Genomic DNA, 10,841 nt, shown 5'->3' with positions numbered 1-10,841 from the left:
TCGAGTCGCTCTCGCGCGCTGCCCTAGCCGCAGTCAACGAACCCGACATGAAGAAGCGTCTGACTGACTACGGCCTGGAGGTGATGAACGTCGGCCCGCAAGGCTTGGCCGACATTATGGCGCGCGATCAGAAACGTTGGTCCGCTGTCATCAAGGAATCCGGCTTCAAAGCCAACCCATAAACACTAAACGCAGCAATCTAAGCGAGGACAATCATGAGATTGAAGAACAAAGTCGCCATCATCACTGGGGCGGCAGGCAACATTGGCTTAGCGACAGCCCGGCTGTTCGCCCAGCAGGAAGCTCGGCTGGTGCTCGTTGATGCCAAGCGAGAAATGCTGGAAAGCGCCTGTACGGAATTCGACCCTGCGACCACACTGCTGGTCGCGGCAGACGTCACCTCTCCAGAGGACACCCAGCGCACAGCTCACGAGGCCATTGGGCGCTTCGGCGGCGTAGATATCTTCTTCGCCAATGCGGGCGTGGAAGGCATGGTGCAGCCGACGAATGAATACCCCGAAGACGTATACGACAAGGTGATGGATGTGAACGTCAGGGGCGTGTTCCTTGGCATCAAGTACATCGCACCGCAGTTGCGCGACGGGGGGAGCGTCATCATCACGTCCTCGATCATGGGGCTGGCAGGCGCGCCGCGCAACATCGCCTACACCGCCAGCAAGCATGCCGTGGTGGGGCTGATGCGCTCGGCAGCAGGTGACCTGGCGGCGCGGCGCATCCGCGTCAACACGGTGCATCCCGGTATGGTCGACAGCGAGATGCTGCGCCGCTTGATCGATCGCCACCCTGACCCCGAGCAGCGCCATGCGGACCTGATTGCGCGCATCAAGCTCGGGCGCTTCGTCACGCCGACGGAGATCGGCCAGACGGTACTGTTCCTGGCCTCCGACGAAAGCTGCATGACAACCGGGCAGACCTTTCTTATCGACGGGGGGTATCTGGAATGAGCACATCAGCAAAATCATCCGAAGCGGTACGCGCTGGCGCGAGCAGCACGCATCGCGCCGTTATCGTCGGCGCGGGTTTCGCGGGCATCGGACTGGGGGTACTGCTCAAACAGGCAGGCATCGACGACTTCGTGATTCTGGAGCGCGCCGAAGACATTGGCGGCGTCTGGCGTGACAACCACTACCCCGGCTCCGCCTGCGACATTCCGGCGGTACTGTATTCCTATTCCTTCGAGGCCGAATACCCCTGGACCACAGGCTACCCGAAGCAGCGCGAACTCCTGGACTACATCCACCACGTCGTGGCCAAGTACGGTCTCGGTCCGCATCTGCGCCTCGGTCAGCGAGTGACCGAAGCGGTCTTCGACGACGCCCGCCAGCGCTGGACCGTATCCACCGAACAGGGCATGGCCTGGGAAGGCGAGTGCTTCGTACCCTCTGTCGGGATCTTCAACGATCCGACGATGCCACGCATCGCAGGGTGCGAACGCTTCCAAGGCGAAGCCTTCCACTCAGCCAATTGGCGCGATGAGCTGGACCCCACTGCCCTGCGCGTGGCTATCATCGGCACGGGCGCCAGTGCAATACAGATCGTGCCGGAGATCGCGCGGGCGGCGTCCCAAGTCTCACTGTACCAGCGCACGCCGCCCTTCGTGGTTCCGAAGTCGGTGATCGCCGCCGGCCAGCCCCTCTCCGAGCGCGAACGGATTTTTGCCGAATTCGAGGTGGTTGCGGGCCGCCGCAAGGACTTCACCGCCACCCAGGCTGCGCAGGATGCCTTCATGCAGTACCTGGCGCAACAGGTCCCCGACTCTGCGCTGCGCGCCAAGCTCACACCCAACTTCACGCTGGGTTGCAAACGATCGCTGTTTTCGAACGAGTGGTATCGGGCGCTGCAGCAGCCGAACGTGGAAGTCGTGACGGAGCCAATCGAAACGCTGACCGAGACCGGCGTGCTCACGCGCGATGGCAAGCTTCGCGAAGCCGATCTCATCGTCTACGCCACCGGCTTCAACCCGTCGAACTACCTGCCCGGCATCACTGTGCGGGGATGCAACGGCGTGCTGCTGCACGACGTCTGGCAGGACGGCGCAGAGGCTTACCTAGGCATCACCGTACACGGGTTTCCGAACATGTTCATCCAGTTCGGCCCGAACACCAACGTGCCCGGCAGCGTGCTCTTCATGCTGGAGTGCCAGGCGCAGTACATCATGGCTGCGCTGCGTAGCCTGGCTTCGCGTGGCGCCGCCACGATGGAAGTCCGCCACGAAGCGATGCGCCGCTTCTGCGACGACCTGCAGCGGGACATCGCGTCCACCACCCAAACCGCCGCCCACTGCAGCAGCTACTACATGAATGCGGCGGGTAAGGTGGTCACGAACTTCCCTGGCACGCAAACGCGGTACCGAAACATGACGCAGGCCGTGAAGCCCGATGACTACCTCTTCCGCTAAGGTCGGCGAGGCGATCTTGGCGCCACTGCTCTCAATGCCCGCATCCGCACGCCTGCATAACGCCCTGATGGGAGCGCGGCGCCTTCGTGCGGAGCCGGGCGCCCGGGTGGTGGAGGCCTAGCCCCGGCGCCGCACCCACCTCCAGTCGGAGACAGCTGATGGGTGCGGGCGGTACGGATCTGTCAAACGACCACCTCGAACGGCAGCCCAACGAAGGGCGATCGATTGCGTCGGCGAGAACTATCGCTTTGTCCTCACGAGCCTTCATTTCTGAAGGCGGTGAACCTCGTTAGCCGCCGAGCAGTCGGGCGACGCACACGTCGCCATTCGCAGCTGATTTTGGCGGATGCCCTGTTCCATTTTGGCAGTTGCCGCCCGACATCAATCAGGAAAGTCGTTCCCCTCCCAAAGCCGCTTCCGCCCGCCTCGGTAGCGGTCGATCCGAACGTCTACTCCGGCCTCCCGGGCAATTTCATTCGCTTGCCGTGTCATGGCATCCAGTGCCGAGAAGAACGCATCTTGAGCCGCGGGAGGGATGGAGGAAAGGACCCGCGCGTTAATGGCTTCGACCTGGGGAAACAGGTCTCTCACCAAGGTCACCCCTTTTTCCGTCAGCGCCAGGATGATTCGGCACCGATCGTCGCGTCCGGGATTCCGTTGCACCAGAGCCTTCTCAATCAGTCCGCCGACGGCCTTGGAGACACGCGCTCGATCGAGCGAGGCGCGTTCCGCCAGTTCCGATGGCGACAACGAACTGTCGCGGAACAGAAGAAGCAGCAAATGCCACTCGCGCCGGGTAATGCCATAGCGGCCCTCGCACAACCGCGTGACGGGCGCACCCGCGAGCGAAACGAGTCGCCATAAGCGAAAGTTCAGCAGGTTCTCGGGGTCGATCTCCATGAAGCTTGTCTCCTGGGCCATACCTCTTGGATGAGGTTTTCTGATTTGATCTTCACACCGCGGCATGCGAACCGAGTCCTCCGGTCGACATGTTTTCAATGACCTAGGCCACACAAAGGCCCCCATTCGGGCGCCCGCTTTTGGGTGAGGCCAACTTGAGCATATGGCCCCAGCGGAAGCTTCGCCATTCACTGGACCACCTGCCAGATGAATTGATGGCGCGAGGCCACTCAATCACCGGAAAGGCGCGCACCGCAGGGAACCCCCTCACCCGCTGGCCGGGCATGGCGATGGTCTTGCCATCGCATCCCATCTCCAGGCCGTGGTAGCCGCAAATCAGATTGCCTTCACAGACCATGCCCCGCGACAGCGGGGCACCGCGGTGCGGGCAGTAATCCTCCAGTGCGACGACCTGCTGCTGCGGACCGCGGTAAAACACCATGGACTCGCCGCAAATGGTCCGGTCCAGCGGCTTTCCGCCAATTTCATCGGGCGTACACGCCACATACCAAGCGTTTTGAGGGAACATCAGTCCCCGGTTTCTCATGGGGTTGGATTATGGGATCCAATTCTATGAATTTTCGTCAAAAGAATCCAAGAAAATATCTCCAATGGATCCAATCAAAACAGAAGGCGCCGACTCTCTCGGTGTTCTGGCCAGCCTGCGCAAGCTGATCATGGACGGCCGATACCCACCTGGGACGCGCTTGGCCGAGATCGCGGTGGCGGAGGCTCTGGGCGTGTCACGCACACCGATTCGCTTGGCCTTTCGCACCCTCGAACAGGAAGGGCTGCTCGGAAAGGCGGGCAAGCGCGGCGTTGTCGTCCGAGCGTTTTCCGAGGCAGACGTACTCTGCGCCCTCGAAGTGCGGGGCGTACTGGAGGGGTTGGCTGCGCGCCGCTTGGCAGAACGCGGCCTGGACGACGCGGTGCGCGCCACGCTGCAGGCCTGCGTCGATGACGGTGAGCGCGTCCTGGGAAAAGGATATCTGGAAATCGACGATATCGGCCACTGGAGTCAACTCAACGACATCTTCCACAGCACCATCGTGGGCTCCACCGGAAGCGATGTGATCGCCGATGCCATCATGCGTAACAACCACCTTCCCTTCGCCTCAGCGGGCTCCATCGTGATCGACAAGCAGGCTCTGGACAAGGAGTACGAAAAGCTGCGCATTGCACAATTTCATCATCGGCTCGTCCTCGACGCTTTGGTTCGAGGCGAGTCCGCCCGGGTGGAAATGCTGATGCGCGAGCACGCCCACGTCGGGCTCCGCTATGGAGAACTGCTCGGTCTGACGGCCACCTCGTCACCCGGCAAGGAAGTGGCCCCCGTCACAGCGCCCGATGCGGCGACGGTGCGCCACGGCCGCGGTGCACAAACCAAACCTAGGCCGCAGGCCAAGTCGAAGCAGACCTAGCGGATGGATTTCTATGCCACCGAGTTCAAAACATTGCTGATTGTTTTGAACAATTAGAGGGAGACGCCCTACAGTTTCGAAAAAACTGGAGACAGTGCATGCCTTTCATCCCTCGCCGCGTCGCTTGCAATGCGGTCCTCGGCATTCTGCTCGCCGTTTTAGCCGGCCCGACGTTGGCACAGGCCAACTATCCCAGCAAAACCATCAAATTCGTCAACAATTTTCCACCGGGTGGGCCTTCTGACATTTTGGCCCGCTCGTTGGCTGACGCTTTGCAGTCCAGTCTGAAGCAGACCGTGATTGTTGAGAACAAGGCGGGGGCCAGAGGAAACCTCGGCGCAGATGCGGTCGCTAAAAGCGCGGCAGACGGCTATACGGTGCTAGTGGGCATCGATACGACGTTCACGATCAATCCGCACATCTATAAGACCATGGCCTTCAAGGCAAGTGATCTCAAACCCGTGCTGATCATGGCGTCTTCCGGGCTGCTGGTCGGCGTGAATTCAGGCATCGGCATCAAAACCATGACCGAACTGGTGGCGCGGGGCAAAAGCAAAGGCCTAGCCCTCAGTTCGGGCGGCAGCGGCAGTCCGGGACATCTGGCCGCAGAACTCTTCAGCGACGCGACCCAGGCCAAGGTGGCGCATATCCCCTACAAGGGCAATACCCCGGCGGTGATGGCGGTGGTGGCCGGAGAGGTCGACGGCGGTATGCTGGCCACACCTGGCATGCTCCCCCATGTGAAAAGCGGGAAGGTCACTCCGATGGCTGTGACCAGCGCCCAACGTTCCCAGTTGCTGCCTGATACTCCTACTGTAGCCGAGGCGGGCCTGAAGGATCTGGAACAAGAGGTGCTGTATCTGGTCATGGTTCCGGCAGCCACGCCCGAGCCTGTCGTTCAGACTCTGCAGAAAGCCATGGTCGAAGGACTGAATCGCCCCGATATTCAAGCCCGCATGGCTAACTTGGACCTCCATCCTGAAGTCCATACAGGTGCCGATGCCGCCAAGCGATTGCAACAAACCTCGGAACGCTACGCCCGATTGGCACGCGCAACCGGCATGAAGGTGGAGTGACCCCTAAATGAGCCAGTCCCGCCCCAACATCATCTACATCGTGGCAGACGATCTCGGCTATGCTGACATGGGCTGCTACGGCGGTCGCGATGCGGCGTTCGGCCCGGTGTCGCCGGTGCTCGACCGCCTTGCGGCCAATGGCCTGAAGTTCACCCAAGGCTATGCCAACTCCCCAGTATGTTCGCCCACGCGCTTCGCCATGATCACGGGGCGCTACCAGTATCGGCTGCGCGGCGCAGCGGAGGAGCCCATCAGCAGCAAAAGCAAGGACAGCACCACGCTGGGCCTCCCGGTGTATCACCCTACTCTGCCGTCTCTGCTGCGCGCCAACGGCTATCGAACCGCACTGATTGGGAAATGGCATCTTGGCTACCCGCCCGTCTTCGGCCCGCTCAAATCGGGCTATGAGGAGTTCTTCGGTCCGATGTCAGGTGGCGTGGACTACTTCACGCACTGCAGCAACAACGGCACGCATGACCTCTACGTCGGAGAGGAGGAAAAGTCCGAAGAGGGCTACCTGACCGATTTGCTGTCGCAGCGAGCGGTGGACTATGTGAACCGGATGGCCCGCCAGGATGCGCCTTTTTTTCTGAGCCTGCACTACACCGCTCCGCATTGGCCCTGGGAAACTCGGGACGACGCCGACGTCGCACAGGACCTCGATGGCAAACTGTTCCACGTGCACGGCGGCAACATCCATACCTACCGCCGCATGATCCACCACATGGATGAAGGCATCGGCTGGATGGTGCAGGCATTGCGCAATAGCGGCCAGCTGGACAACACCCTGATCGTGTTCACCAGCGACAACGGCGGTGAACGCTTTTCAGATAACTGGCCTTTGGTGGGAGGCAAGATGGATTTGACCGAAGGCGGTATCCGGGTGCCGTGGATTGCCCATTGGCCAGCTGTGATCGCACCTGGACAGGAAAGCCGCCAGCACTGCATGTCCATGGACTGGTCCGCCACGATGCTCGACGCAGCCAGCGTCGCGGCGGATCCGGCCTATCCGCTGGATGGGATATCGCTGCTCCCGGTTCTGCATGACGCTCGAAACACATTTCTGCGGCCCCTGTACTGGCGTATGAATCACCGGGGTCAGCGGGCCATGCGCCTGGGTGACTGGAAATACCTGCGTGTAGATGGCGTTGATTACCTGTTCAACATCGAAGCCGATGAACGCGAGCGCGCCAACCAAGCCCGTCGCGATCCGAGCAGGCTGAACACGCTGCGCACGGCCTGGGAGAGTTGGAATGACGAACTGCCGCCTATCCCTGAAGATGCTGGCATCAGTCTAGCTTACTCAATAGACGACATCCCGCAACGTTAAGCGTGCGGCCGGTTCATTCTCGCGTGCCGCTATTCAAACCTTCGTCGGCCAACCGCCGCGGGCTGCTTGCGCAGACCGAACGGCATAGGAAGCCGATCGCCGCCGGCGGCGAGGCGCGGGCAGCAATCTGTAGCGATGGCGCGTACCGTCTGGGGCCTGGCTCCTTCGGTCGCGACACCGCGGGCCGACTTCCGCGCAATGTCATCTAGCGTGGCCACGCCTGCCCGGATACCCGGCCATATCGGCAGCGCGCGAAGGAACTCGGCCTCTCTCTCCATGGGGCGATGCAACCGACGGGTATCCCGGATTTCTTCGTCCGCTTCCTCACCGAGCCGGACGACCTGGTCGTGGATCCGTTTGGCGGCACGGTCCGGACTGGGCTGGCTGCGGAGAGGCTCGGGCGTCGGTGGTTGGTAACCGACTGGATGTTGGAGTATCTGCGCGGCGGCGCCGAACTCTTTCGGGGTTGCGCGGGCTTCGGCCTGCATCCGGCACTTGCAACCCTGGACTGATCTGGATCCTCAGAGGCCCTGACGCCAAGAGGCGCTCCGACGCGTTTCGATGCTAAAACCTCGGTCCGCACGCGCCAAACCAGATAGGAGAATCACCATGAACGCAATGGCAGTCCCCCCAACCTCTCTAACTCGCGGATGCAACCCGCAATCTCAAGCATCTCCACGTGAAGCAGGCCTCGCCGCGTGAGTTGCTCCCGGAGTTGGCAACCATGTACTCGCACGCCCATGCTGCGCACGCCGTGGGTGAAACACAGCACATCTAGACAGCACTCGCATTGCTGGCTGACAGTCATTTTGGGTAATTGTCTCGAGAGACAAATGGGTCGGCGCCACGGGGAATCGTTTGTATGCGGGAACGCACCGCATTGCACTTTGACGGCTTTCTCGATTGCACTCACTTCGCGGACCGACCCACGGCGACGTAGTGTGAGGCGCGGCAGGTCGATATCGAATACGATTCGGATGGAGTCAATTCGGATGGAGTCAACGCTGCCTGGAATGCGCCGCAACGCGGTCCGTGTTGACCAGAAGTTAGCGCCGAACGAAAGGGTTGGGAACATCCAGATCAGTTGAGATCCAGATGCTCTTTGTTTCGAGATACTCCTTGATAGCCTCCACGCCAGATTCACGTCCTATGCCGGAACGCTTGTAGCCGCCGAACGGCGTGGTGAAGCTAGTGGCGCGGTAGTTGTTGATCCACACCGTGCCCGCGCGCAGTTTCTCCGACATGAACATCGCGCGGTGCAGCGACTTCGTCCACACGCCAGCGGCTAGGCCGTACTGCACGTCGTTGCCTATGCGAATGGCATCCTGCTCATCCTTGAACGGAATCACGGCCAGAACCGGACCGAACACTTCTTCTTGAGCGATGCGCATGCGGTTGTTCACGCCGGTGAAGATAGTCGGCTCGACGAACCAGCCCACGCCCAGATCGTCGCGGCGCTTGCCCCCGAGAGCGCAGTGTGCGCCCTCGGCGCGGGCAATATCGAGGTAGCTAAGAATCTTTTCAAACTGAGGTCGGGTTGCGATCGGGCCGATCTGCGTGTCCGGCCGCGTCGGGTCGCCGAGCTTGGCGTTCTTCACAAAGTCCACCAGACGAGCGACGAGCGCGTCATGGATCGATTCCTGCACCAGAAGGCGAGAGCCCGCGATACAAGTCTGCCCGGCAGCGGCGAAGATGCCCGAGACCACCCCCTTAACGGCCTGGTCCAGATCCGCATCGTCAAACACGATGTTCGGGGATTTGCCGCCGAGTTCGAGCGTGACCGTCTTGAGGCCACGTGCGGCGGCTTCGTAGATCTTCTGCCCGGCCATTTCGCCACCCGTGAACCCTACGTGCGCAACCAGCGGATGGGCCACCAGCGGTTCGCCGACTTCGGCACCGAAGCCCGTGACGACGTTGACCACGCCGTCTGGAAACCCTGCCTCCTTGAACAGTTGCGCGAACAGTATGGCCGATGGTGAGGTGAACTCGGAGGGCTTGATGACAGCCGTACAGCCAGCCGCCAGTGCGGGCGCGAGCTTCCAACTCGTCAGCGTGAGCGGCGAGTTCCACGGCGTGATGATGGCCACGACGCCTTTGGCTTCGTATCGGGTAAAGCATGTCACGCCCTTCTTGTCCGTCGGGATCACGCGACTTTCCACCTTGTCGGCCAATCCGGCGTAGTAGCGAAAGTAGTCCGCCACGTAGCGCACCTGCGAGGTGACCTCAGCGGCCAGCTTGCCGTTGTCGCGCATTTCGACCTCGGCAAGTCGAGCGGCGTCACGCTGCAGCAGTTCTGACAGGCGAAACAGGAGTTCACCGCGCTGGGTGGCACTTAGGCGTGACCATTCCCCCGCCTCGAACGCCGCGTGCGCTGCCTGGACAGCGCGGTCTACGTCGCTGGCGTTGCCGCGTGCGACTTCCGCCCAGGTTTGTCCCGTATAAGGGTTCTGCGTTTCAAAGAACCGATCAGAGGTGGGGGACACATCGTGGCCGTTGATGTAGTGCATGAAGCGTGGCATCGGGGTCGTGGTCATGGCAAATCTCCGTGAGAGGAAATGTTGAAGGCAAGGCACTGGCGTCGTCGGCAAGCAAATTTCGCATTGAGTGCCGCTAAATTTGATTGCGTCTGACAGAACTACATTCTATTATTTGGTGGCGCGCATCGCCAGTACTGAATTCGCAAATCAATCAGGAGACCCGTTTCATGCCCTGTTTCACGTATCGACTCTGGCGGTGGGCGACTGCCTTTGCAGCGTCCCTCTGCCTTGCCAGCGCATCGCACGCGCAAAGCGATCTCTTTCCAAGTCAGCCGGTCCGCATGGTGGTCGGCTTTCCGGCGGGCGGTCCGACCGATGTGGTAGCGCGGCTGATCGCCGATTCGCTCAGCCGATCGATAGGGCAGCCCGTGCTGGTGGACAACAAGCCTGGCGCCAACGCTACCATTGCGGCCGAGCAGGTGGCGCGTGCCAAGCCTGACGGCTACACGATCCTGATGGCCGCGACCAATCATTCGATCAATGCGGTGCTCTATAAGACTTTGAAGTTCGACACTGAGAAGGCCTTCGCTCCCGTCACCGCCGTGGCCGTGGCGCCGACAGTGCTCGTTGTAAATCCGAAGTTCCCGGCGAAGAACTACGCCGAATTTGTGGCGTTGATGAAGTCCCATCCTGGTAAGTACAGCTACGCGAGCGCCGGTAGCGGAGGCACCCCACACCTCTCGGCAGAGATGTTCAAGATACTCACCCACACGGCGATCGTGCACATTCCTTACCGGGGTGCTGCGCCCGCAGTGACCGATCTGATTGGGGGGCAGGTGGACATGATGTTTGCCACGCTGGGTTCGGTGCTGCCTCAACTTCGCGCTGGCCAGCTGCGTGCGATTGCCGTGGCTGCGCCACAGCGCAGCCGCCTGCTGCCGAACGTGCCTACGTTCGAGGAATCAGGCTTGAAGGGCTTCCGGCTCGATTCATGGTATGGCCTGCTGGTTCCGGCCGGCACGCCAAAGCCAGTGGTCGACCGCCTGCATACCGAGATCGTCCGGGCTGTCTCGTCTGCCGCGTACCAGGAGAGACTCAATGCTGCCGGCCTCGAGCCCGTGATTGACAGCAATCCAACACGTTTCGCCGAACAGATCCGCACTGAGATCGCCAACTTCGGCGGCGTGGTGCGCGCCAACAAACTGACCATCGATTGAG

Annotated in this window: 8 protein-coding genes and 3 pseudogenes; 8 read left to right on the top strand and 3 right to left on the bottom strand. The window is 61.3% G+C overall.

Annotation, left to right across the window (positions count from 1 at the left end; genetic code table 11):
• The 3 genes and pseudogenes from P3W85_RS14810 to P3W85_RS14800 all read left to right on the top strand — a co-directional run.
• Positions 1 to 182 (top strand): annotated as a pseudogene (locus tag P3W85_RS14810) (tripartite tricarboxylate transporter substrate-binding protein); the annotation flags it as partial.
• A gap of 33 nt (positions 183 to 215) precedes the next feature.
• Positions 216 to 965, top strand: a complete 750-nt coding sequence (locus P3W85_RS14805; RefSeq protein WP_276265347.1) for an SDR family NAD(P)-dependent oxidoreductase — start codon at positions 216 to 218, stop codon at positions 963 to 965.
• Positions 962 to 2,419, top strand: a complete 1,458-nt coding sequence (locus P3W85_RS14800; protein WP_276265346.1) for a flavin-containing monooxygenase — start codon at positions 962 to 964, stop codon at positions 2,417 to 2,419. The genes P3W85_RS14805 and P3W85_RS14800 overlap by 4 nt, the downstream gene beginning before the upstream one ends.
• Positions 2,420 to 2,800: 381 nt before the next feature.
• On the opposite strand, the gene P3W85_RS14795 is transcribed toward P3W85_RS14800, so the two are convergent.
• Together P3W85_RS14795 and P3W85_RS14790 are read right to left on the bottom strand one after the other, a co-directional pair.
• On the bottom strand, positions 2,801 to 3,319 hold the full coding sequence (locus P3W85_RS14795; RefSeq protein ID WP_276265345.1) for a MarR family winged helix-turn-helix transcriptional regulator: 519 nt from the start codon (positions 3,317 to 3,319) through the stop codon (positions 2,801 to 2,803).
• A gap of 229 nt (positions 3,320 to 3,548) precedes the next feature.
• A pseudogene (locus tag P3W85_RS14790) lies at positions 3,549 to 3,848 on the bottom strand (Rieske 2Fe-2S domain-containing protein); the annotation flags it as partial.
• Positions 3,849 to 3,930: 82 nt separating this feature from the next.
• Here P3W85_RS14790 and P3W85_RS14785 point away from each other — a divergent pair.
• From P3W85_RS14785 to P3W85_RS14770, 4 genes and pseudogenes are all read left to right on the top strand, one after another.
• Entirely contained in the window at positions 3,931 to 4,740 is an 810-nt protein-coding gene (locus P3W85_RS14785; RefSeq protein ID WP_276265344.1) for a GntR family transcriptional regulator, read from the top strand.
• A gap of 98 nt (positions 4,741 to 4,838) precedes the next feature.
• Positions 4,839 to 5,816 carry a Bug family tripartite tricarboxylate transporter substrate binding protein gene (locus tag P3W85_RS14780; protein WP_276265343.1) on the top strand — a complete coding sequence of 326 codons (978 nt, stop codon included), beginning with the start codon at positions 4,839 to 4,841 and terminating at the stop codon, positions 5,814 to 5,816.
• Positions 5,817 to 5,823: 7 nt separating this feature from the next.
• Positions 5,824 to 7,146 (top strand): sulfatase family protein, encoded by a 1,323-nt coding sequence (locus P3W85_RS14775; RefSeq protein WP_276265342.1) that lies wholly within the window; start codon positions 5,824 to 5,826, stop codon positions 7,144 to 7,146.
• A gap of 272 nt (positions 7,147 to 7,418) precedes the next feature.
• Positions 7,419 to 7,658 (top strand): annotated as a pseudogene (locus P3W85_RS14770) (DNA methyltransferase); the annotation flags it as partial.
• Between the two features lie 534 nt (positions 7,659 to 8,192).
• On the opposite strand, the gene P3W85_RS14765 reads toward P3W85_RS14770, so the two are convergent.
• Complete coding sequence (locus P3W85_RS14765) at positions 8,193 to 9,665, bottom strand: aldehyde dehydrogenase (protein WP_276265350.1); 1,473 nt, start codon at positions 9,663 to 9,665, stop codon at positions 8,193 to 8,195.
• Between the two features lie 185 nt (positions 9,666 to 9,850).
• On the opposite strand from P3W85_RS14765, the gene P3W85_RS14760 reads away from it, so the two are divergent.
• Positions 9,851 to 10,840 carry a Bug family tripartite tricarboxylate transporter substrate binding protein gene (locus P3W85_RS14760; RefSeq protein WP_276265341.1) on the top strand — a complete coding sequence of 330 codons (990 nt, stop codon included), beginning with the start codon at positions 9,851 to 9,853 and terminating at the stop codon, positions 10,838 to 10,840.
• Position 10,841: the final 1 nt, after the last annotated feature.

The sequence above is a fragment of the Cupriavidus basilensis genome, from assembly GCF_029335485.1.
GTDB classification, from domain to species: Bacteria; Pseudomonadota; Gammaproteobacteria; order Burkholderiales; family Burkholderiaceae; genus Cupriavidus; species Cupriavidus basilensis_E.
The sequence above is the reverse complement of the archived record's forward strand: the minus strand, read 5'-3'. Positions and strand labels throughout refer to the sequence as shown.

Excerpts from the sequence above, each read along its gene's own strand:
- P3W85_RS14805 (WP_276265347.1), top strand. The coding sequence starts at position 216 with ATGAGATTGAAGAACAAAGTCGCCATCATCACTGGGGCGGCAGGCAAC.
- P3W85_RS14800 (WP_276265346.1), top strand. The coding sequence starts at position 962 with ATGAGCACATCAGCAAAATCATCCGAAGCGGTACGCGCTGGCGCGAGC.
- P3W85_RS14795 (WP_276265345.1), bottom strand. The coding sequence starts at position 3,319 with ATGGAGATCGACCCCGAGAACCTGCTGAACTTTCGCTTATGGCGACTC.
- P3W85_RS14785 (WP_276265344.1), top strand. The coding sequence starts at position 3,931 with ATGGATCCAATCAAAACAGAAGGCGCCGACTCTCTCGGTGTTCTGGCC.
- P3W85_RS14780 (WP_276265343.1), top strand. The coding sequence starts at position 4,839 with ATGCCTTTCATCCCTCGCCGCGTCGCTTGCAATGCGGTCCTCGGCATT.
- P3W85_RS14775 (WP_276265342.1), top strand. The coding sequence starts at position 5,824 with ATGAGCCAGTCCCGCCCCAACATCATCTACATCGTGGCAGACGATCTC.
- P3W85_RS14765 (WP_276265350.1), bottom strand. The coding sequence starts at position 9,665 with ATGCCACGCTTCATGCACTACATCAACGGCCACGATGTGTCCCCCACC.
- P3W85_RS14760 (WP_276265341.1), top strand. The coding sequence starts at position 9,851 with ATGCCCTGTTTCACGTATCGACTCTGGCGGTGGGCGACTGCCTTTGCA.